This is a genomic window from Paenibacillus sp. Lou8.1, from assembly GCF_024213565.1.
GTDB lineage: Bacteria > Bacillota > Bacilli > Paenibacillales > Paenibacillaceae > Paenibacillus > Paenibacillus polymyxa_B.
In genome coordinates, this window is sequence record NZ_JANAVN010000005.1 from 55,765 (window position 1) to 78,573 (window position 22,809).

Below are 22,809 nucleotides of genomic sequence, written 5' to 3' on the forward strand. Positions count from 1 at the left end.
GGTAGGTATATGATAAAATTTATATCGGAGTTCAACTTACTCCCGAATTCATACATCTCTAAGGGGGAGTTACTCACAATGGATAATATAAGTTATAAGACTTCTTCGGATGCGGCTACCTATTCTGTAAAATCTAAACCACCCGGCAAAGCGGGCACTTGGAAAGATTTTATTACAGTTACCAAGCCAGGCATCCTTCGTACCAATCTGGTTGCAGCCTTTGGTGGTTTTTGGTTAGCATCGCAATGGGACGTTGATTATATAAAGCTAATTCTTACACTTTTAGGTACAATGCTGGTTATGGCGTCTTCTTGTGTTTTTAACAACTATTTTGACCGTGAGCTGGATTTGAAAATGGAACGTACACGTAATCGCTCACTGCCAACAGGGCGTCTGACCCCTACAACGGTGTTGTCATACGCTATTATTTTGGGTGTTGTCGGGTTAGCTGTTCTATTCTTCTTCTCTGGTGTAAAGGCAGGATTACTGGGATTACTTGGTATGTTCGTCTATGTCGGTATTTATACACTTTGGTTAAAACGTTCGTCTACATGGAGCACATCCATCGGCGGTATTTCTGGTGCAATGCCTCCTGTGATTGGTTATGTGGCCGCTTCAGGTCGTATTGATATGGGCGCTTGGCTCTTATTCGCTCTCCTGTTCTTATGGCAGCCGCCTCACTTTTGGGCACTTGCTATTCGCAGAGTTGAGGAATATCGCGCAGCAGGATTTCCGTTGTTGCCAGTCGTAAAAGGTATCCATCGGACCAAGATCCAGATGATTCCTTATATTGTATTGCTGATTCCGGTACCCATCCTTATGTATGCTTATGGATATGCCGGTATGATTTTTATGATCGTGTCCGTGTTACTGTCCGTGCTGTGGGCATTCTACGCCTTTAAAGGTTTTACGATTAAGGAAGAAGAAACGGATTCCTGGGCAAAAAAAGTATTTTTCTTTTCCATTAACCATCTGACACTCAGCTTCTTGCTGATGATCGTCGATACGGTTCATAAGTTCTAATGTCATTTTAGAGGCATTTTATAGTGCACCATATAGCTGTCCAACAGGCATGAAAGCAGCCTGAGGACAGCTTTTTTGTTATTTTCTAGACTAAAGAACAGGTGGCGGGTATATAATGTATTCTTCCAACCCTGCTTTTTCCAATTGAGCGATCACATATTCGTCTGGAGTGCCTTCTACGCCAGCGTATCCTTTGCGGGTATACATATGGCAGGCATCCGGAAAAGAGTCTGCAAGCACACCTCTTATTTTCTTCCCTGAGCTGTCATTGTCCATAAATAAAAATATTTCGTCGTGCTTGGCCCGCTTGTGGAGGGATTCCAGTTTTATAGAGTTGAGTGTACCGAAGGTGCATAAAATGTGGACCTCCGGGTCAAGTAATCGGCGAAGTTTGCTGCGGTCATTTTTCCCTTCAACAATCACGGTTATCGCCATTTAAGCTCACCCCTTGTATGATACATATGCTCGAAATTCCCCGGGAAATGAAGAATATGTGTATAGTGTAGCTCCAAATAGGGTTCTCATGCAAAAAATAACAAAACAGCCTGCCAGAAGTGGCAGGCATGGGTACAAGGGACAACATGTTAGGGCAATTCAGACATTAAATCCAGCAAGTACGGAGAATGATGACGAGCAAAATATAAAGAACAAGAATGGTGCCAGTTGAAGTTCCAAAAACAGGGCAAGGGCTTACAGGATGACAGTGGCTCACAGGCTGCACCTCCCTTTGTTAGTGAATGTTCAGTCAAAATAGTCTATGTGGATAGGGGGATAGTGTACTGTGCATTTGCCCTCTGAAACGACATTTTGGGCTTTAAAGGTAGCATATTAGCATACCACTGCCCTCAGACTAGCTAGGAATGATAAGGTCCTGAAGCGGACAGTGGCGGCGTCGGAGATAATCGCTTAATAGGAACGAATAGCAGACCAGCCATCAGAATCAGAAATGCGATAAAAAAAGGAGAAATGTGATCGGGTAGCTGACCTGCCAGTACAGGTCCGGCAAAGGAGCCGATAGATGTTGCAATAGACTGTAGTGCAAAGGTTTTGCCCAGTCGCGCACCTCCAATTCGTATGAAAAGGGAGGCCAGCGCTGGGAAAATGATGCCTTTGGCTGTTCCCAAAATAAAAAGTATGATACCAATCGCCGCTTCGGGCGTGGTGGCGAGTGCGTAAAAACTTAGAGACATCAAAATAATGCCACAAAGTAGTCGCACCATTGGTGAATATTTGTTCAGAAACAGCAGGCTGAGCGTACAAAGTGCTCCCAAACTGATGATGGAAAAGAGCAATCCGGTGGACATCATGGAAGCAGAACCGTTATTCCGTAATGGAATTTCGTAAAATAAAATGCCTTGTGCACACGCCAAAACAAAAGGCAGGAGCAGGTAACGCCAATTGAATGGTAAGCGCGTCTTCTGTGCCCCGGATAGCGGAGCAGGTGTCGCATGACCATCAGATAATTGGGCCTGTGGAGCGGGTGCTGTTTTGGGCAAGGTGAAATAAGCCATAAGCCCCGTGACTACGAGAATGATGCCAAGGGAACTAAACGTCTCACTAAAGCCGAAACTGGCTACGATAAAAGCGCCGGCGGCTGGAGACAGGACAGAGGCCAACGTATGAACGACACCATGTCCCGACATATATTTGCCCTGCGTAACTGGATGATCGGATAGCTGTGCCAACATGGCTAGACAGGCCGGAGATAAAAAGGCCAACACAAAACCGCTAATTGCCCGAAGAAAAAGTAATTCCCACGGTGTGTGGATGTATGATTGAATGACAAGAATGATGCCTGCGGCTGTTAGGCTGAACATAATATATCGGCGGCTACCGTGTTTGTCGACCTTGGGGCCGGCCATCAAATTACCAGGCAGATGAGTTAGAGAGTAAATCCCCATCATCCAGCCAATAAAAGTAGGTGCCGCACCCAGGGAGATAGCGAATGGTGTCAAAATAGGATATTGTGCATGCAGATCGAAAAAAGCAATGAATAAAAAGAGATACAGCCAGAGGGCTGTTTTCATGGGATGACCCCCTTCCCTAATGTAAACTTTCATGTGGCACGACGTATTGGCCCTTCCTAAGTTGTACGCTGGAGTGGACGAACATAGACCACTTTGTATGGACAAGAATTGAATAACAAGGTATGTACAAGAGCTAAGCTGACAGGGCATCACGTAATCATGTATAATTACAGAGACAATTTTGTGATTTAAATGATGTAGTTGAAAACGGGAGTGTAGCGAAATGGATAAGGGCGTCTGGACAGAGTTTTTGGAACATAATTGGCAGATCGTTCAGGATAACTGGATGTATATATTAATTGGGCTTGTCCTACTGTTAGTCATATTGAAGATTGTAAGAACTCTCGTAAAATGGCTGATTGTCATTGTCGTCATTGCAGGCTTGCTTATCTACAGTGGCATTTCCTTTGAACAGGTCGGCAAGGTCGTTACTCAGGCAAAGGATGATGCGATTAACAAGGTTCAGAGCGAGGCTTTGAACATGATGATCAAAGAGGGACGGGATGCCCAATACACATCCAACGCGGATGGTACGTTTTCGGTAACCAGCTCCAACTTGGAAGTGAAAGGTCCATTTGATGGTGACAAGGTCAAGGTATGGTTTCAGGGGATGTCGCTGGGCGAGTGGAGTATGGGCGATACCGTCAAGAAATATATCGAAGGTGCGAAAGGCTCGGCTGTAACACAGTCGCCACAGTCGCCGTAGAGACAGGAGGAACACAATGAAACCATCCTGGCTGGAGCCTATTCTTCATTGGAATGGCGTGACGGTGTTTTTGATTGTCATTGTACTGCTGTCGTTGATTCAGGGCTGGAGACGAGGAGCTTCCAGATCTGTAGGGGCGCTGTTCAGTCTTATTGTAGATGGCATACTGACTGTGGCGGGTATTTTGTGCTCGCTCGGATTTGCCATGTGGCTTTCACCGAAGGTACAACAATGGCTGGCGGCTTACATGGAACATTTGCCTCAGCGAGAACTAAGTGGGATTGAGCAATTTTATTATACGTTGGTGGCAGGGTTAGAGGGGTTTCCGCTGCTGCGGTTCGCCGTATTGTTCATGCTCAGTTATGCGATCGCCCAATTTGTACTACGTGCAATTTATGTGTTGATGGTAGGTGGCAAGTCAGATTCTTCTTTCCATGAGCATGAAAAAAAATCAGGCTTTTTCAGCAGGGTGGCAGGGGCTGGAATAGGTACTCTTATTGGTGGAGCACGCGCTATCATGGTTATAGCCCTGCTATTCATCGGCGTAAGTCTGTATCCAGACAGCGGGTTTAGCAGCTACGTCCAAGCTTCACCGATTTATAAGCAGGGAGCGCAATCTGTCATTGAGCCGTTGTCCGGTACACTGATTAAGGATAAATTGCCCGTATTTACGCAGGCCGTTACCAAGGAATTAAACGGTATCCTGCAGCGTAAATACGAAATGATTGACCGGGAAATTCCGAACGATATCGGTCAGGCGTCAGCCAAGATTACGCAAGGGATGAGCGGTGATGAGCAAAAAGCCAGAGCGTTGTATGAATGGGTAGGCACCCGTATTAGCTATGATTACAGTAAGGTGGAAGCCTATGAGCAACGTGGTGACTGGCATGAACAGACTCCTAGAGATACGTTTGATACACGTAAAGGAGTGTGCATTGATTATGCCCGCCTGTATGCGATGATGGCTCGTTCGCAGGGGCTACAGGTCAAGGTTGTAACAGGCCTTGGATACAACGGACAGGGAGGATACGGGTCCCATGCCTGGAATGAGGTATATTTGAGCGGACAGAATCAGTGGGTACCGCTAGACCCGACCTGGGCGCAAAGTGGGGACTGGTTTAATCCGCCTGGTTTTGCCCAAACACATATCAAGGATAAAGTGATTTAATAAGGAGTGGAAAAGGGCACATGAGAAAGATAGACAACGAGCAGGGAAAAGACAACGAGACGTCTGATCGGAAAAGATTTAGCTTTCGGATCAATCTGTTCTTTTTCAGCTCGTTCATTATATTTACGGTCATTATTGTAAGACTGGCGATACTTCAATTTGTAGATGGACCTCAGCTTAAGCAGCAGGAGGCCAGTAATGTTACCAAAAATGTACCGCTTACGCCGATTCGCGGAACGATTTACGATTCCACCGGGCAGAACAGACTGGCGTATTCTACACCTGTACAATCGCTGTATATTACGCTCTCCAAGAATTATAGTGACAGCCTGGAAGAAAAGCGTAATCCAGATAAAAAGCTGTTGCCTGAGTTGGAAAAGATGACACAAAAGCTGGCAAATCGGTTTGCTCAATATGGTAATAAAGATGAGCCGAAAATGACGGCAGAACAAATTATGGATGCTATGGACCGAAACTATCAGCGATTTAGCGGTTTTACGCCGCGTTTGATTAAAACGAATCTTAACAAAGATGAAGTTGCCTATTTTATGCAGCATAAAAGTGAGTTTCCAGGCGTAGATGTCGTTGAAGAAACGGTACGTCATTACGATCCTGATACAGTAGCTGTTCAAACGGTTGGCTACATTAAAAGCTATAAAAGTGCGCGTGAAACGTTGACTAAATATAAGAATATCCAAAAATCCATGTCAGCTGAAAATGATCCGGGTCTCATTTATATGGATAACGAATCTGTTGGCTTTGATGGACTGGAATTTCAATATCAGGAACAGTTACGAGGGAAAAACGGATATAAAACAGTTCCAATTGATCCACGGAATATGCCGGAAGGCGTAGATTCTGTTACACCTCCGCAAAAAGGGGATAATGTCTATTCCACGATTAACAAAGAAATTCAGGTGAAGACTGAAAATGCTATTATGGATCAATTGAGATGGCTTCATACACACGCTGTATCTGGCAGGACTCATCCTTATGCTAAAACAGGCTTTGCTGTGGCTATGGAAGTGGATACAGGAAATGTGGTGGCGATGGCTAGTATGCCGGATTATGATGCGAATTATTGGCAAACGGGTACGATTTCAAAAGACAAATATGAAGAAATAAAACATGTGTATCAAAACGCTACAATTAAGAATGTTGGCTCAGGCCAATCTGGACAGCACCCAGATTCTACTGTGCTTCTCGGATCAACTATTAAACCGCTGTCTGTTCTTATTGGATTGGAAGAAGGACTGTTTACAACAAATACGTATTATCAAGACACAGGAGCAGCCTATTTCGGACGTAACAACTCTGCACGGGTGCGGAACTCATCTGGTCATGTGTACGGTTCAATGGACCCGGCTACCGCTATACGTCATTCCTCTAATGCTTTCATGGTCGATATGGTTGGCAAGCGCTTATATAATAAATACAGAAATAATGCTACAGAAGACCAGGGCGTTAACGTATGGGATCGTTATATGAAGGAGTTTGGATTAGGTGTTTCTACTGGAGTAGACTTGCCCGGTGAGTTCAAGGGGCTTTTAGAATATACGAAAAAAGACGAATCAGCCCTCTCCAAACTGGCATATGCTTCCTTTGGTCAACAAGGTAAATATACACCTATGCAACTTGCCCAGTACACAACGATGATTGCTACCAAGGGCAAACGGATGGAGCCACATTTGGTCAGCCAAATTAAAGATACCAACGGTAATGTAGTTCAAACGTTTAAGCCGAAGGTGCTAAATGAAGTGAAATTCCCGGATGCATACTGGAATGAGGTCATACGCGGGATGGCAACAGATGTCAGCGCATTTAAAGGCTTCCCTTATGACTTTGCTCGCAAAACGGGGACATCGCAGCAAAGTGTGGGCAGAGAACTAAAAGATAACGGGGTATTTATCGCCTTTGCACCACGCCAGAATCCCAAGCTGGCTGTAGCCGTTGTCATTCCTGAAGGAGGCTTCGGAGCTTGGAGTGCTGGGCCTGTGGCACGCAAAATCTTTGATGCTTACGATGAAGTGTACGGTCTGGACGGGGTACCTAAGAAAAAGGTTGAAACAGCAACTGATTCTAACGCAATCAAACAGCCATAATCCTTTTATACGATGACATTTCATGAAAGCTTCCCTTAGCCTTTGGGCTGAGGGAAGCTTTTTTATGTTTTTTCTACGTTTTCTTACAAAATTGTCATCTGGGAATTCATCGTTTATTGCTTTCGATATGGTAGGATCAGGAATATGAAACCCTTTGGAAGGAGTAATGACCAGCTAATATGGACAGAAGAAGTTTGGATAAAAAGTTTTCATTCAAAAAGAAAAATCATGAAGAGGATAAAGAGTCACGAAAAAAACAGACGGTTTTACGAACCAACCTACTGTTTTTTAGTGCTTTTGTGCTGTTTGCCCTGATCATTACCAGACTAGCTGTATTGCAGTTTGTACAATCGGAGGAGCTGAAGGGCCAGCAGCAATCTGTAAATACGAAAAATGTCCCGTTAGCCCCGAGTCGCGGCACGATTTATGACTCCACAGGTACGGTTAAGCTGGCGTATTCGACTTCAGTACAGTCCTTGTATGTAACTTTATCTAAGGATTATAGCAAACGTACGGAGAAAGATCGCAAGCCGGGGGAAAAGCTGCTCCCTGAGCTCAATGCATTTGCTGCCAAGCTTGCTGCCAAATTAAACGAACTGGGTCGTACCGAAGGAGAGCAGCTTAATGCAGAGGAAATAAAAAAGAGACTGGACCCGGACTATAATCAATATAGGGGATTTACCCCACGTTTGGTCAAATCCGACCTGAGTCGGGAGGAAATCGCTTATTTTCTGGAGCATCGGACAGAGTTTCCTGGTGTAGAGGTTGTAGAAGAAAGTGTACGCCATTATGACCCGGATCGGGTGGCGGTACAAACGATTGGATATATGTACAAGTTCAAAGGAGCCCGTGCGAACCGAACCAAATATAAAGAGCTGTACCAAGCTAATTCGGAGGTTCTAAGACCAGAACAGGTTTACCTGGAAAGTGAAACGGTTGGATATGATGGCCTGGAGCTGCAATACCAGGACGAGTTGAGAGGAAAAAACGGATATAAAACGGTAGAGGTCAATCCTCGCAGCATGCCGGAGGGCATTGAATCCATTACTCCTCCTGAAAAAGGACATCATTTATATTCCACCCTCAACAAGGAAATTCAGCAGAAAACCGAACAGGCCATTATGGATCAGCTTCGCTGGCTTCATACTCATGCCGTATCGGGGAAGCTTCATCAAGACGCTACCACTGGCTTCGCTGTAGCGATGGAGGTAGAGACCGGAAATATCGTGGCAATGGCCAGTATGCCGGATTATGACTCTAATGTATGGAAAAGTGGAAGTACCTCGCCTTCGGTATATGATGAAATTCAGCATAAAATGGGAAATGGAACAATTAAATCCGTGCCTAGCGGAAAAGCGGGTCCACATCCAGAATCTTCGGTGCTTCTGGGTTCAACCATTAAACCGCTAACCGTGCTGATCGGGTTGAAGGAAAACCTGTTTTCTCCCGGACAAACTTATCTGGATACGGGAAGTGCGTACTACGGCAAAAATCGCTCCAGCCGGGTTGGGAATTCTAGCGGACATGTGTATGGTTCTTTGACACCTAGCAGGGCAATTGAGGTCTCGTCGAATACGTTTATGGTAGATATGATCGGCAAGCCAATGTATGACAAATACGGAAGTAATGCAGGGGTGCATCAGGGAATTGACGTATGGGACAAGTATATGAAGGAATTTGGATTAGGCGTACCGACAGAAGTAGATCTGCCGGGTGAATGGGCGGGGAGACTTGAGTATACGAGCAAGCATGAAAGTGCGCTGACACGATTGGTGCAGGCATCCTTTGGTCAGCAGGGAAAATATACAGCCATGCAGTTAGCCCAGTATACAACTGTGCTGGCAACAAAGGGCAAGCGTATGCAGCCTCATTTGGTCAGCAAAATTGTAGATGATCAGGGGAATCTCGTACGTGAGTTTAAGCCGCAGGTGCTGAATGAGGTCGCCTTTTCAGATACGTACTGGAATACAGTGATTCGGGGTATGGCTACGGATGTTAAAGCCTTTAACGGATTTCCTTATGATTATGCCCGCAAAACGGGAACTTCTCAGCAGGTGGTGGGGCGTACGGTTAAAGATAATGGGGTGTTCATCGCTTTTGCTCCGCGTCAAAATCCGAAGCTGGCGGTAGCGGTCATCATTCCTGAAGGGGGCTTTGGTGCGACGAGCGCGGGGCCAGTTGCACGTAAAATATTTGATGCGTATGACGAAGTATACGGGCTAGATGGTACTCCTAAAAAGCCTCTGGCAGCGAAATAAGGACTTGAATTCTTTTGTGGGCATCTCTTTTTCATGGTAAAATGTCGTTGGACATAAGGGACATACAGGAGGAAGAGAGACTATGGGAGAAAACCAATATAAATACAAACTGCTTGCGCTCGACATGGACGGAACTTTATTGAACGACAATCATGAAATTTCCTTGGAAACGATTAACTGGATTAACAAGGCGATTCAGGAAGGGATTCATGTATGCTTGTCCACCGGACGTGCAGCGATGCATGCTCTGCCGTACGGTCAGCAACTCGGCCTGGAGACGCCAATGGTAACCGTAAACGGCAGTGAGGTGTGGAAATCACCCCACGAGTTGTGGCGCCGTTATTTACTTGATAAGGAGCTCGTTCGCAAGATGCACCAGATTGCTGTAGAAACAGGCTCCTGGTTCTGGGCGTACTCAACAGAGGAATTATATAACAGGGATCGTTGGCCGGATACATTGGACACACAGGAGTGGCTTAAATTCGGTTATAATACGGAAAATGACGAAATTCGCCACCAAATTTTGCTTAAGCTTCAGGACATGGGTGGACTTGAAATTTCCAATTCTTCGATGACAAATTTGGAAATTAACCCGGCTGGTATATCCAAAGCCAGTGGAATCGCTGAAGTGTGCGACCTGCTTGGCATTACCTTGGAGCAGGTGGTTGCCGTTGGCGACAGTCTGAATGACCTGGCTGTGATTCAAGCGGTTGGACTGGGCGTAGCAATGGGGAATGCTCAGGATACGGTTAAAGAAGCCGCTGATGTGGTCGTGGCTTCGAACAATGACGACGGCATTGTAGAAGTGATCCGTGATTATGTGCTTGTGTAATGAAACGAATGATGCAGCAAGCAGGATGAATGAACGAGAAGGAGGAGGCCCATGGACGTTGTAGGCTGGATTGTTGTCATTGTGCTGTTCATTGTGGGCATGGCTGGGGCGGTATATCCCGTATTGCCGGGGGCGCTCGCCATCTATTTTGCATTTTTTGTATACGGCTGGTTTTTCTCGTTTGCTCCATACAATGCATTGTTTTGGATTATACAAACATTAATCGTTGTTGCCCTTTTTGTTGCAGATTATGCTGTGAATGCCTGGGGAGTCAAGCGATTTGGCGGCTCGCGTCTGTCGGCGATCCTCAGCACTGTCGGGATTATTATTGGTCCCTTCGTTATTCCGGCATTTGGTCTGATTTTGGGACCATTTATCGGCGCTGTGCTGGGTGAGCTAATTGGCAAAGCCCCGCTGGACCGAGCTATTAAAGTGGGCTTTGGCTCTGTATTAGGCCTTTTTACCAGCACCGTGATGAAAGTGATTTTGCAGCTTGCCATGATTATTGTATTCTTGATTTGGGTGTTATGACCCGAGATTCGTTTTCGTTTATTATGATTTGCAGAGACAGAATCGACATGCGGCTCCGCACCGGTGATGGCTCAGGCCATGATTGTTTGTGCGGGGCTTTTGCATGCGTGTGAACAGCAAGAAAGAAGGGAACGCATTTTGTCCAATAAAGAAACATTCCTTAAAGGTACGCTTATTTTAGCCGCTGCCGCCTTGGTGGCCAGAGTGCTTGGTCTGGTACAGCGTGTTCCATTGGAGCATCTGCTCGGTTCCGTAGGGAACGCCTCGTTTACCATTGCGAACAACGCTTATTTGATGCTGCTCACAGTGGCTACGGCCGGTATTCCAAGCACATTGAGCAAAATGGTTTCAGAACGTTATGCACTGGATCGGCCTTCGGAAGCGCGACGTGTGTACCGTGCGGCTTTGATATTCGCAGCCGCGGCAGGCATTATCATTACAGCGCTGCTGTATTTTGGAGCGCCTTACTTTGCCGAGCATGTAGCAGGGGTTCCGCAATCCGCTTTGGCCATTCAGGCTTTGGCACCAGCATTACTACTGTTCCCTGCCATTGCTATGATGCGTGGATACTTCCAAGGGCGCGGTAATATGACCGCAGGCGGTATTTCACAAATTGTGGAGCAGGTTGCACGGGTAGCGACCGCTATTATACTCGCTTTTATTATTTTGAAGCTGGGTTATGGAGATCGCGAGGTTGCGGCCGGGGCCTCCTTTGGGGGTGTCATGGGAAGTCTTGGCGCTCTAGCGGTCATGTTGTACTACACGGTGAAATTGCGTCGCCAGGATCGCCAGGATCGTCAAGATCAATTCCAAGAGGAAAGCTCCGCGCTACCGATGATGCGCATTTACAAAGATATTTTCAAGCTTTCCATTCCCATTGTATTGTCGTCTCTGACGGTTCCGGCGGTCAACTTTATTGATACGTCGATTGTGGTGAGACTGCTGTCTGGTCAAGTGGGATTGGATCAGGCAACTACTCAGTTGGGTTATCTAGGCTCTCGGGCACAGAGTGTGGCGGGAATTCCGCCGATTTTGGCCATTGCGCTCAGCCAATCGCTTATTCCGATCATTTCAGCAGCATTTGCCCGTAAGGATGAGCAGCATTTACAAAATCAGATGACGCTGGCCCTGCGTATCTCTATTTTGACTGGAATGCCAATTGTGCTGGCTTTATGTGTAACCGCCTATTCTATTAATGGTTTACTGTTTAGCTCGCTTGGAGGCAGTGGTATCATCGCTGTTCTGACACTCGGAACGATATTCCAGATTACGATGATGACTTCTAATTCAATACTGATCGGTATGGGCAAGCCGCGTATTTCAATGGTTAATGTCATGGTTGGTATCGTCGTTAAGTTTGCAGCGAGCTGGCTGCTGGCTGGTTGGCTTGGAATTTACGGGATCATTGCCGCAACCGGATTATGTTTCCTCGTGATCACGTTGCTGAATTTGCGTGTGCTTAAAGGGATCGTCTCCTTTTCCATCATGGGCCGTCGCTGGGCAGGTTTCTTAACCGCAGTCATCGTCTCGGGAGCTATCGGATACGGTGTAAATGAAGCCAGTATCCTGCTGGTGCATCTGATGCCTGCGCGTGTAGCCTTCTTCATCGCGTGCTGCATTGCCGGTGCGACTGTACTGGTATGCTATTTGGTGTTGCTGGTTGTACTGCGCGTATTGCGCAGGGACGAGCTGGGCAACTACCCACGTATGTTGCAAAAGGTACTGCGTCCGTTAATGCGCCTACAGCGTGAGTCCACAGGACAACGAGGCTAAAAGAGTCCTCCAGTCTGTCAGTGGAAAGGTTGCAAGCTGTTATGGGCAACGTGGGCCATTGCTGTTTTTTGGATGCCGTGGCGATGCTCATGGCGCATGGCAAATAACAGCGGTCGCCTTGGTTCGCTGAGATGCCCAAGTGTGGAGCCGTCCTGAAACCAGTCGTAACGGGGGATTGGATCATAAGCTGTATCGGACCAGACGGCGTTCAGCTTCGGGCTGTACAGACGTTGTCCTGGCGGTAGCCATTCATGTGCTAAAAGCGTTGCACTTTCATCTGGAGAGTGCAGCGCTTTTTGTTCATTCGGGGTGAACAATCCGGGCCAATAGTCGCTGCGTGAACCCGTATGCGGCACACTGTTAGCGAATGCTGATACCTGGTCCAGCACCTGCTGATAGCCGAAGAGCATAGCATAGAGACTTTTGCCAAAGCCGATCCGCTCGTCCAAATGGCCGAAACGCTCCATCACTAGTCCAGCAAGTCCACCGTTCAGCCCAAGTGGAAATATAACCTGATTAAGCTGGAGCCAGTCATGCAAATAAAAGCCCGGCTTGTGTGTCACAAATTTTTGAAAATACGGATCTTTTACCACACGTCCTTCAATATAGTTTTGTTCATTAATGATGAGCGCCACAGTCAACAGAGAGCTATCCCGCCAAGCCCAGAAGCGTTCCCAAAAGGGCTTCATGAATGGCGAAATGTGAAAATAAGGCAACAAATGAAAGCAACTCCGACCCAAATGACGGCTGTGCATGTAAAGTTGCAACTGCGGATAAGCGTCTTGAAAAATAAGGGCATTACAGCGCTCCAGTAGCCGATACAGCCATTCCTTTTCCTGTTCGCCAAACAGGTTGCCAATCAGTCCCCCTTTCAGATCGGTCATATTATAGCCGCCATTACGAGAAACCAGGTGGGCCAGTAATGCCCAGTGTAACTCCGGGTAGCCACGATAGCATTCAAGGTAAGCGGCAGTGCGGGTGACGTTGCTGCGATTCTCCTGTGCTGTATCATTTTTGATCCGCTCCAGTAGCTCACAGTCTGTTTCGCATAAGGGCATATTCAGAGAAGAGGGACGCGTAGCGGGTCCGTTCACCAGCATTAACGCTTCAGCTTCATTCATAGCGGCCTGTGCTGTATGATAATCCCACGCTAGTTCACGCAAGGGGTAGCGTAATTTGCGGGATTCGGTCCAAGCCGCCCGTTTGCCCTCCCAAGCTTCCTCTGCAACACGAGGAACGGAACCCAGTAGCTTTAGCCCTCCTTGAAGCTGTCGAGATGCTGTATGGAGCCATTCGGTAAGAGACATGACTAAATAACCTCCTTTCCAATTGCAAGCATCCCCGTATCCTGCCAAGTATGTTGGGTATGCTGTTAGGATGTCGTCGCTTATGTGGATTCTTAAGTATATCTTTAGTATGCCTCAATGAGAGGGCTTCCAATCGGCATGTGAGCAGAATGGGGGAGTGTGCAAAAGCTTCACTTGGCGTTACAATAGAAAGTGCAATCTCTTTAGCATAAAAGAATTTAAGGAGGAATCATCCATGCAAAAAATCGTCTCTCATGAAGACTTTAATAAGGCAATATCTACTCCCGGCGTAACGGTGGCTGTATTTAAGGCGGACTGGTGTGGGGATTGTCATTTCATTGATCCGTTCATGCCTGATGTGGAACAACAATATGCAGATAAGCTTACATTAATTGAGATTGATGTAGAACAGGCCGAAAGCGTCAGTCAAGAGCAGAATGTATTGGGGATTCCAAGCTTTATCGCTTACAGTGAAGGTAGAGAACTGGTACGTCTGGTGAACAGACTGCGCAAATCCCGCGAGGAGATTGAGCAATTTTTGGATCGGGCTGTTGAAGTCCATGCGAGCTTGGCAAAATAATGAATGCTGTGCATGCATGAAGGTTCCAAAGTGAATTTTAGACATCAAGACATTCAGAAAGCCGCTTCCTTCTAAGGGGGCGGCTTTCTCACGGACACGTTCACATTTTGTCAACAAAGCTCGTATGTCAAGGAACGATATATCAGTTATAATTACTTTAAGTGATCATTTCACAACATATAAAGTGAATAAATATTATATTTGGAAGGATACGGGTGAATTTGAATAACAAAATTAGAATATTAAAATGGCTGGCACTCGTAACATGTATTGTCATGTTTTTGGCTACCTTCGGTGGAGGTGTAGTGACACGGACGGATTCAGGTCTTGGCTGTGGCCGAGAATTCCCGCTTTGCAATGGTAAGCTGGTTCCGGCACATACGATCGCATCCCTTATTGAGTTCTCTCATCGTTCCGTCAGTGCCATGGCCGGGATTCTTTCTATCGCCTCATTTGTTGGCTTTTTGCTGTTTATGAAGCATCGGAAGGATTTACAGCTATTCTCGCTGCTCACGCTCTTGTTTGTCATCATACAAGGTGCAATGGGGGCATTGGCTGTCATTTTCTCCCAATCGGCTGCAGTCATGGGACTGCATTTTGGCTTTGCGCTTATCGCCTTTGCCAGTGCAACTATGATGACGCTGGGGGCCTGGCAGGAGCACGCGGACTCACGCCACACTCCGCGTCTGATTCCTGGGCGTGTCAGTCGGGGCTATCGCAACTTTATATGGCTATCGACGATCTATACCTATATTGCTGTCTATTCAGGGGCGTTGCTTAGTCACTCGGTCATCCAGAAGGTTGTAAATATTGGGGGCTTCATATCTCCACTGCTGCTTCATCAGATTTCAGCCGGTCTGCTGTTCGTCATTATCTTGGCTGTGGGTCACTACTCATACCGTTATCACCCGAATCACCGAGATATCCGTATATTGGGTGTCGTGTCGGTCTTGTTAATTTTGCTTCAAGTGGTGATTGGAATTATCTTGTTGTACGTCAACAGACCTGAAATCTACATGTTTATCGTGCTGGGACATATGCTGGTGATTGCATCGTTGTTCTCCGTTTTGGCTTATCTGAGCTATCGTGTATGGCAATTGTCACCGGACCGCAAGCTTGTTCCGACCCAAGCACAACGTACCTAAGCATTTCATAGATCATAGTGAAGCGGATTTTTGCCCAAGAGGCGTTTAAACACGTATAATAGCATATAAGAAACAAACCAGGCCCACGAGTTTCTCGAGGGCTTGATTTGCTTAGGAGGAGTCGTCCAGTTGATCTACCAGAATTTGCGCCAATTTATTGAAGCGCTGCGTAAAGAAAATCATCTTAAAATTATAGAGGCACCTGTCGATCCTTACTTGGAGCTGGCTGAGATTCATCGAAGAGTCATTGAGGAAGAAGGGCCGGCACTGCTGTTCACGAATGTAAAAGGAACCCCGTTTCCTGTAGCCAGTAATCTGTTTGGCACGAATCGCCGTGTAGATATGGCTTTTGGCCCGCGACCTGAGCAACTGATGGATGCGATTGTCGGAGCCACCAAAACATTGTTTCCACCTACACCCAAAGCATTGTGGAATGAACGTGGCCTGATTAAGGACATGCTAAAAGTAGGGCTAAAAACAGTATCTCACAGCGAGGCCCCTGTATTGGGAGTTCGCCGTACAGAGGCTCCGTTAGCGCCACTGCCTAAAGTGACCAGTTGGCATGAGGATGGAGGGCCGTTTATTACGCTTCCACTCGTGTATACCGAGAAGCCAGGTCAGTCCAAGGATCATAATCTGGGGATGTACCGCATTCAGATTTATGATGATCAGACGACAGGCATTCACTGGCAAATTCATAAAGGCGGCGGTTTCCATTATCATGAAGCGGAGCTGCGTAATGAGCCATTGCCTACGACGATTATCATTGGTGGCCCGCCTGCCCTGATTGCGTCTGCCATTGCTCCAGCACCGGAAAACTTGCCTGAGCTGCTGCTGGCTTCGCTTATTATGGGAGGCAAGCTGCCCATGACAGAAGATCCGCTTGGGGGTCACCGGATTCCAGCAGAAGCAGAATTTGCAATCAGCGGTTATGTGCCGCCTCATGAACGCCGTCCGGAAGGCCCGTTTGGTGATCATTTTGGATATTATTCATTACAGCATGATTTCCCTGTATTTCATGTCAAACATATGCATCACCGCAAGGATGCCATTTATCCGGCAACCATTGTAGGTAAGCCTCGGCAAGAAGACTACTATCTCGGTGAGTTTTTGCAACGTCTGCTGTCGCCTGCATATCCGCTTGTGATGCCTTCCGTCAAGTCCCTGTGGGCGTATGCGGAAACGGGCGTACATGCGCTGGCAGCGGCAGTCGTACGTGAAAGCTACTCCCGTGAAGCGCTTGTATCCGGTTTTACTATTTTGGGTCAAGGTCAATTATCGTTGACCAAGTTCCTGATGCTGACGGATCGAGTAATTGATTTATCTGACTTTAACCTGCTGCTGGAAACCATTCTGGAGCGATTTAATCCAGCAACGGATTTATTTATTTTCAATCACACGTCACACGATACACTCGATTACACAGGCCGCAAGCTGAATCATGGTAGTAAGGCGATCCTGATGGGGATAGGTGAGCCTGTACGTGAATTGCCTCGTGCTTATGAGGGAGGCGATCTGCCGGGAATTCGTGAAATTAAGCCCTATTGCGGAGGTTGCCTCGTCGTATCGGGTGCGTCCTTTGAGCAGGAGCCTGAGCTGGCGGCACGTGTTTTGGAGCGATTAGCTGCAGGTGAGCAAGAGTGGCCGCTCGTCTTTATTGTGGACGATGCCAAAGAAGTTGTTCGCTCTCAAGCCTCGTTCCTGTGGACGGTATTCACACGCTTTAACCCGGCTACGGATATGTACGCGGACAGCGAAGTTCGTTTGCATCATCTGAACTATAAGCTGCCGATTGTAGTGGATGCGCGTATGAAGCCGGGGTATCCGGATGAGGTATTACCGCGTGAGGATATTGTTAAGCTTGTAGATCAACGATGGACGAGTTATTTCGCTTGACGCCCTAATGAAACCTACAGCCGGATTTTACATTTATAAGGAGGCGTAAGCATGATACGCAAGCTACTGGGTGAGCCGCCACGTGTAAACAAGGGCATCCTGTTAGATGCCATGAACAGCATGTCAGATATGTTGAACCTGCTGGAGTGGCAAATTCAGGCTGGTGGAGATCCGACCCATGATTTTCGGAAGGCGGATATTTTGACACGCGGTCTAATGTCATCTCTGGATGAACTGGAGCAGAGCCATCATGCTGCCGCCTTTTTCCGTATGAAAGTGAAAGCCGGATATGCTGAAGATATGAGCGAGGATGAAAAATCCGACTATGCATTATATGTTTTCTTTTATAAAGATGGGTTTGTGAGGGTATTCTCCATTTTAGATAAGCTGGGTAACTGGCTGAATGATCTGTGTGATTTAAAAACAGGGCAGTATAAGGCTCATTATTCGTATTTTACCGTGTTGCGGCAGCTCAAGTATCTCAAAATGCATCCTGTATTGACCGATAATTTAATTGATATCAAGGACACATACAACGATGCCATCAATCGGCTGCGTAAGCGTCGGAATACGGAGATACACTATATGAATACGGAAATGCAGGATGATCTCTGGCAACGACACCGAGCTTTGTATGGAAAAATCCAACTGGAGGACCTCGATCACCATTTGGAAGATTTGCAGCAGGGCTTGGAAATGGTGTGTCGGTCGCTGTCAAACGCCTTTACTTATACTGCGAAACAATGGGAGAACCGGGCAGTACGCCCAAAAATATGATAGAAAATATCCTTTGACAAAGCTATGTAAACTATCTATACTGAAACCTAGTTTCAGAAAAATGCTTGAATTATATTTTTTTATATAAACTTAACGGACAGCTAAAGCTGGAGTTTAACATATTTTTCTTATCCAGAGAGGTGGAGGGACTGGCCCGATGAAGCCCGGCAACCCGTTCTTTCCCGGTGTAATACACTGGGAGGGAACATGATGGTGCTAATTCCTACAAAACCGCTAGAGTTATAGCGATTTTGGCAGATGAGAAAAGGTTCGCAAGGTGGGGCCCTTTTCATTCTGTGAAAGGGGCTCTTTTTTGTATAAATAAATAGCGATTTTATACAATCCTGAGAGATGACAACTGGTTAAAAGGGTAAGGAAGAAGTGAAGGGGGTCGCAGCACGTTGATAGAGCTTAAGCAGTTAACCAAGCATTATGGCAAAGGTAACCGACGCGTTAATGCGCTGTCTGGGTTGAATCTTTCTATAAAGCGTGGAGAAATATTCGGGGTGATTGGTCACTCCGGGGCGGGGAAAAGTACATTGATCCGCTGTATTAATTTATTGGAACGCCCTACTTCAGGTGAAGTATGGGTAGACGGGGTAAACCTCACCACTGTGAGTCAATCCCAATTACAAATGCAGCGCCGAAAAATCGGAATGATTTTTCAGCATTTTAATTTGTTGTCCTCGGCGACGGTGTATGACAATATTGCATTTCCATTGCGGCTGGTAAACACGCCCAAGCAGAAGCTGGACAAGAAGGTTCGTGAACTGCTGGAATTGGTGGGTCTCGAAGAACACAGTGGAAAATATCCGTCACAGCTCTCAGGTGGACAGAAGCAACGGGTAGGAATTGCACGGGCGCTGGCTAGTGATCCTCATGTATTGCTGTGTGACGAAGCGACTTCAGCGCTTGATCCGCAGACGACGGGGTCTATCCTGAAATTGCTGCTGGATATTAATCAGCGCTTTAATTTAACCATCGTACTGATTACACATGAAATGCATGTCATTCAAAGCATCTGTGATAAAGTTGGCGTCATTCATCAGGGCGACATCGTTGAGCAAGGTCCGGTGGCGGAAGTATTTTTGAAGCCGCAGCACCAGGTAACCAAGGACTTTATCCAACGGGAGTCAGAACATCCCGAAGAGTTACAAGCAGCGATTGCGGCAGCAGGTGGCGGCGAGTCAGCGCAGGTGGTGCGTATCTCCTTCTTGGGCAGCAAAACATATGATGCGATTCTGTCGCGTACGGCTCGAAGTACTGGTGTTGATTTTGCGATCTTGCAGGGAACTATATCTACGATTAAAAATGTACCCTATGGACAGCTAATCGTTCGTTTTGAAGGAAATCATGAGGATATAGAGCATACGTTGCGCGAAGTGTCTGGGCAAGGGCTTGATGTGGAGGTGATTGGACAATGAGCGAACTTGATTTTTCACAAGTGAGTTGGGAAGAGCTAGGGAATTCTACGCTGGAAACCCTTCAGATGCTTGGGGCATCGGCATTGTTCACCCTCGTTATTGGTTTGCCGCTCGGCATATTATTGTTTCTGGCGAGTCGCTCCTCGTTAACTCTGATGAAGGTGATATACATTGTATTATCATTTATCGTTAACATTTTACGTTCCGTACCTTTTATCATTTTGATCGTTGCACTTATTCCTTTTACACGATCGCTGGTTGGTACCTCGACCGGGGTGCTGGGAACCATTCCGCCATTGGTTATCGGGGCTGCCCCATTCTTCGCACGTCTTGTAGAAACGTCTCTGCGTGAAGTGGACAAGGGCGTCATTGAAGCCGCACAAGCGATGGGTGCCTCGACAGGACAAATTATCCGGCGTGTGCTGTTACGTGAGGCACTTCCGGGTCTGCTCGCCGCATTAACCATTACCGTCGTTACACTCGTATCCTACACGGCAATGTCCGGGATGATCGGGGGCGGTGGACTGGGTACACTGGCTATCAACTACGGCTATTATCGTTATGAAACGGCTGTCATGATCGTTGCGGTCGTGCTGATGGTTGTATTGGTACAATTGCTGCAAATGGCGGGAGATCGGCTCGTGCGGCATTATACTCGAAAATAGGGAAAACATATAGATATCCTTATTGATCAGGACGTCTGCTCCTGAATATTACAAATTATTGGAGGGGTAATAACATGAAGAAATGGGTATTGGCTGTATTAAGCTTGACATTAATTGCGGTGCTGGCTGCTTGCGGCACAAAGAGCACAACATCGGATACAAACAATGCGAACGAGAATACAGGCGGATCACCACGTGAAGTGGAGCTGAAAGTTGGAGCTTCTCCTGTGCCGCATGCGGAAATTTTGGAAGCGATCAAGCCTCAGTTGGAAAAAGAAGGGGTTCGTCTCCAAGTCGTTCAGTTTAACGACTATGTACAGCCGAACGTCCAATTGTTTGACAAGCAGCTGGATGCTAACTTCTTTCAACATGTACCTTACTTGGATGTGATGAACAAAGAGCGCAAAATGGATTTGGTTTCTGTGGGCGCGGTTCACCTGGAGCCTTTCGGCATCTACTCCCAAAAATATAAAAAGCTTGATGAACTCCCAGATGGCGCAACTGTAGCTATTCCGAACGATGCGACAAACGGAGGCCGTGCTTTGCTGTTGTTGGAAAAACAAGGTCTGATCAAGCTGAAAGACGCAAGCAACATTGAAGCTACGGTAAAAGATATTACTGAAAATAAGAAAAACCTGGAATTCAAGGAGCTGGAGGCGGCTATGCTGCCACGTCAGTTGCCTGAAGTGGATATTGCGTTGATCAACACGAATTACGCTTTGGAAGCGAAGCTGAACCCTACGAAGGATGCACTGGCACTGGAAGACAAGGATTCTCCATATGCTAACGTTCTGGTAGCACGTCCTGATAATAAAGATTCCGAAGCGATTCAGAAGTTGCTTAAAGCTTTGCAATCTCCAGAAACTAAAAAATTCATCGAAGATAAATACCAAGGCGCAATTATCCCGGCATTTTAAGTAGGGAACGAGAACGCATTGCACGCAACCCCCAGATTCTCTTGAACAAGAGGACTGGGGGTTTCTTTTTGAATGGAGTTGTAGGGGAAGCTTAAATATTTTATACTTGGGGGTGACCGTTCTCTGTGAACAGGAGGAAAATTGTTGAGAGATAAAGTCGCATTCATAACGGGCAGTGCCAAAGGTTTAGGTAAAACGACCGCTCTGCGTCTGGCGGATGAAGGCTGTAATATTGCGCTGAATTATGTGCATAGCCAAGCAGAAGCCGAAGCGCTTAAGCGGGTGATTGAGTCTAAGGGAGTACGCTGCCTGTCCTTACAAGGGGATATCTCTGTTCAGGAAGATATCACGAGGCTGATTGGTGAAGTACAGGATCGGCTAGGCGGAGTCGATATTATGGTGAACAATGCCGGACCGTTCATCCGGGAACGCCGTCTGTTTGCGGATTACAGTGTGGCTGAGATTCATACCATGATACAAGGGAATCTGGTCGGTACCATGTTGCTGGATCATTTGGTATTACCCCACATGCGTAGCCAGCAATGGGGACGTATTATTCATTTTGGCTTTGGTCATGCTGGAGAAGCAAGGGCTTGGCCGCATCGCGCCGTCTACGCAGCCGCCAAGGTGGGACTGGTGTCTTTTACGAAATCACTGGCTGTGGAGGAAGCTCCTTATGGTATTACGGTCAATATGATCTGTCCAGGGGATATTCGAGGAGCAAATAAGGAAATGTCAATTGCCGATGTCATCGGCATGCAGGATAAAGAGACACCGCGTGGACGTCCGGGGAGCGGAGAGGACATTGCGCGAGTGATCGCCTATTTGTGTGAGGAGCATTCGGATTTTATAACAGGTAATATTATGGATGTATCGGGAGGATTAGACCCTATTCGGCCAACCATATAAGCTTGAGTGCTCCCTCAGACGCTGTAACACAAAAAAGAGTCTTGAGCTTCGTTACCGAAGTCAAGACTCTCATGATCATTATGCATCAAGCATTAGAATACTTGTACCACTTCTTGGACGCCGTCGACTTCTTCGAGAAGAGCACGTTCAATCCCGGCTTTCAGCGTGATTGTGGAACTTGGGCAACTGCCGCAAGCGCCTACCAGCTTCAGCTTAACGATGCCGTCTTCAACGTCAACCAGCTCAACGTCGCCACCATCGCGTTGCAGGAACGGACGGAGCTTATCCAGTACATCAGCTACTTCATCATACATTTGAACGCTTTGTGTTTCGCTCATTAGAATTCAACTCCTTTCCTATACCTTTATTATTATATTACAAAGCGGGCCAAATTAAAATGCCCGTCATCCAAAGCAGGTGAAAAAATGTTAAGACCTATTATTGAGTTTTGCACCAGTAATATGCATTGGGGTACCGATGAAATCATGTCCAAGCTGGAACAGAATCCGGATTATGATGTGATTGAATACGGCTGCCTAAGCAATTGCGGTCAGTGCAACGCCGAACCCTATGCGATGGTCAACGGTGAGATTGTATCCGCGGATTCAGCAGAGCTTCTGTACGAAGTGATTATGAACAAAATTAAGGAAGCTGAAGCATGGGATAACCTAGATTTGGATTGAAATATAATGCTCTGTTAGCTAGCTCCTTTTTGTAGAGCATATACATCATGCAAACACTAAACAAAGGAGACCTGCTCTGAGAGCGG

22 protein-coding genes and 1 riboswitch are annotated in these 22,809 nt (G+C 46.7%); of the genes, 18 read left to right on the forward strand and 4 right to left on the reverse strand.

Features of this window, described 5'->3' with window-relative positions; translation table 11 throughout:
- Window positions 1-78: 78 nt before the first annotated feature.
- Window positions 79-1,023, forward strand: coding sequence for a heme o synthase (gene cyoE, locus NLX78_RS08435; RefSeq protein ID WP_013311855.1), 945 nt, complete (start codon window positions 79-81; stop codon window positions 1,021-1,023).
- 90 nt (window positions 1,024-1,113) lie between these two features.
- Here the strand turns inward: cyoE and NLX78_RS08440 are convergent, their stop codons facing one another.
- Window positions 1,114-1,458 (reverse strand): toprim domain-containing protein, encoded by a 345-nt coding sequence (locus NLX78_RS08440; RefSeq protein ID WP_235308411.1) that lies wholly within the window; start codon window positions 1,456-1,458, stop codon window positions 1,114-1,116.
- Window positions 1,459-1,546: 88 nt separating this feature from the next.
- Here NLX78_RS08440 and NLX78_RS26875 point away from each other — a divergent pair, with 88 nt between their 5' ends.
- On the forward strand, window positions 1,547-1,690 hold the full coding sequence (locus NLX78_RS26875; RefSeq protein ID WP_483311676.1) for a hypothetical protein: 144 nt from the start codon (window positions 1,547-1,549) through the stop codon (window positions 1,688-1,690).
- Between the two features lie 187 nt (window positions 1,691-1,877).
- Here the strand turns inward: NLX78_RS26875 and NLX78_RS08450 are convergent, their stop codons facing one another.
- On the reverse strand, window positions 1,878-3,050 hold the full coding sequence (locus NLX78_RS08450) for an MFS transporter (RefSeq protein WP_250260461.1): 1,173 nt from the start codon (window positions 3,048-3,050) through the stop codon (window positions 1,878-1,880).
- A gap of 223 nt (window positions 3,051-3,273) precedes the next feature.
- On the opposite strand from NLX78_RS08450, the gene NLX78_RS08455 reads away from it, so the two are divergent.
- From NLX78_RS08455 to NLX78_RS08485, 7 genes are all read left to right on the forward strand, one after another.
- Entirely contained in the window at window positions 3,274-3,756 is a 483-nt protein-coding gene (locus NLX78_RS08455; RefSeq protein ID WP_071558288.1) for a hypothetical protein, read from the forward strand.
- Between the two features lie 16 nt (window positions 3,757-3,772).
- Complete coding sequence (locus NLX78_RS08460; protein WP_254350145.1) at window positions 3,773-4,924, forward strand: transglutaminase domain-containing protein; 1,152 nt, start codon at window positions 3,773-3,775, stop codon at window positions 4,922-4,924.
- 20 nt (window positions 4,925-4,944) lie between these two features.
- Window positions 4,945-7,026, forward strand: coding sequence for a peptidoglycan D,D-transpeptidase FtsI family protein (locus NLX78_RS08465; protein ID WP_254350146.1), 2,082 nt, complete (start codon window positions 4,945-4,947; stop codon window positions 7,024-7,026).
- A gap of 179 nt (window positions 7,027-7,205) precedes the next feature.
- Entirely contained in the window at window positions 7,206-9,284 is a 2,079-nt protein-coding gene (locus tag NLX78_RS08470; RefSeq protein WP_254350147.1) for a peptidoglycan D,D-transpeptidase FtsI family protein, read from the forward strand.
- Window positions 9,285-9,366: 82 nt separating this feature from the next.
- Window positions 9,367-10,116: a Cof-type HAD-IIB family hydrolase gene (locus tag NLX78_RS08475; protein ID WP_061829851.1), complete on the forward strand. Its 750-nt coding sequence runs from the start codon at window positions 9,367-9,369 to the stop codon at window positions 10,114-10,116.
- 51 nt (window positions 10,117-10,167) lie between these two features.
- Window positions 10,168-10,647 carry a DUF456 domain-containing protein gene (locus tag NLX78_RS08480; RefSeq protein ID WP_061829850.1) on the forward strand — a complete coding sequence of 160 codons (480 nt, stop codon included), beginning with the start codon at window positions 10,168-10,170 and terminating at the stop codon, window positions 10,645-10,647.
- 138 nt (window positions 10,648-10,785) lie between these two features.
- Entirely contained in the window at window positions 10,786-12,420 is a 1,635-nt protein-coding gene (locus NLX78_RS08485; protein ID WP_254350148.1) for a putative polysaccharide biosynthesis protein, read from the forward strand.
- Between the two features lie 17 nt (window positions 12,421-12,437).
- Here the strand turns inward: NLX78_RS08485 and NLX78_RS08490 are convergent, their stop codons facing one another.
- Window positions 12,438-13,727, reverse strand: coding sequence for a DUF2515 family protein (locus NLX78_RS08490; protein ID WP_254350149.1), 1,290 nt, complete (start codon window positions 13,725-13,727; stop codon window positions 12,438-12,440).
- A 235-nt stretch (window positions 13,728-13,962) separates the two neighbouring features.
- On the opposite strand from NLX78_RS08490, the gene NLX78_RS08495 reads away from it, so the two are divergent.
- From NLX78_RS08495 to NLX78_RS08530, 8 genes are all read left to right on the forward strand, one after another.
- Complete coding sequence (locus NLX78_RS08495) at window positions 13,963-14,307, forward strand: thioredoxin family protein (protein ID WP_025723593.1); 345 nt, start codon at window positions 13,963-13,965, stop codon at window positions 14,305-14,307.
- A gap of 215 nt (window positions 14,308-14,522) precedes the next feature.
- Window positions 14,523-15,452 (forward strand): COX15/CtaA family protein, encoded by a 930-nt coding sequence (locus NLX78_RS08500; RefSeq protein WP_069290339.1) that lies wholly within the window; start codon window positions 14,523-14,525, stop codon window positions 15,450-15,452.
- Window positions 15,453-15,581: 129 nt separating this feature from the next.
- Window positions 15,582-17,348, forward strand: coding sequence for a UbiD family decarboxylase (locus tag NLX78_RS08505; RefSeq protein WP_061829846.1), 1,767 nt, complete (start codon window positions 15,582-15,584; stop codon window positions 17,346-17,348).
- Window positions 17,349-17,399: 51 nt separating this feature from the next.
- Window positions 17,400-18,125, forward strand: a complete 726-nt coding sequence (locus NLX78_RS08510; protein WP_254350150.1) for a Cthe_2314 family HEPN domain-containing protein — start codon at window positions 17,400-17,402, stop codon at window positions 18,123-18,125.
- A gap of 125 nt (window positions 18,126-18,250) precedes the next feature.
- Window positions 18,251-18,390, forward strand: a riboswitch (SAM riboswitch).
- A 136-nt stretch (window positions 18,391-18,526) separates the two neighbouring features.
- Complete coding sequence (locus tag NLX78_RS08515; RefSeq protein WP_165148501.1) at window positions 18,527-19,549, forward strand: methionine ABC transporter ATP-binding protein; 1,023 nt, start codon at window positions 18,527-18,529, stop codon at window positions 19,547-19,549.
- On the forward strand, window positions 19,546-20,214 hold the full coding sequence (locus tag NLX78_RS08520) for a methionine ABC transporter permease (RefSeq protein WP_013311839.1): 669 nt from the start codon (window positions 19,546-19,548) through the stop codon (window positions 20,212-20,214). The genes NLX78_RS08515 and NLX78_RS08520 overlap by 4 nt, the downstream gene beginning before the upstream one ends.
- 74 nt (window positions 20,215-20,288) lie before the next feature.
- Window positions 20,289-21,131 carry a MetQ/NlpA family ABC transporter substrate-binding protein gene (locus NLX78_RS08525; protein WP_254350151.1) on the forward strand — a complete coding sequence of 281 codons (843 nt, stop codon included), beginning with the start codon at window positions 20,289-20,291 and terminating at the stop codon, window positions 21,129-21,131.
- 144 nt (window positions 21,132-21,275) lie between these two features.
- Entirely contained in the window at window positions 21,276-22,040 is a 765-nt protein-coding gene (locus tag NLX78_RS08530; RefSeq protein ID WP_220025985.1) for an SDR family oxidoreductase, read from the forward strand.
- 92 nt (window positions 22,041-22,132) lie between these two features.
- Here NLX78_RS08530 and NLX78_RS08535 read toward each other — a convergent pair whose 3' ends face one another.
- Complete coding sequence (locus NLX78_RS08535; protein ID WP_013311836.1) at window positions 22,133-22,378, reverse strand: NifU family protein; 246 nt, start codon at window positions 22,376-22,378, stop codon at window positions 22,133-22,135.
- 87 nt (window positions 22,379-22,465) lie between these two features.
- Between NLX78_RS08535 and NLX78_RS08540 the strand changes: the two genes are divergently transcribed.
- On the forward strand, window positions 22,466-22,723 hold the full coding sequence (locus NLX78_RS08540; protein WP_023990179.1) for a YuzB family protein: 258 nt from the start codon (window positions 22,466-22,468) through the stop codon (window positions 22,721-22,723).
- Window positions 22,724-22,809 lie beyond the last annotated feature (86 nt).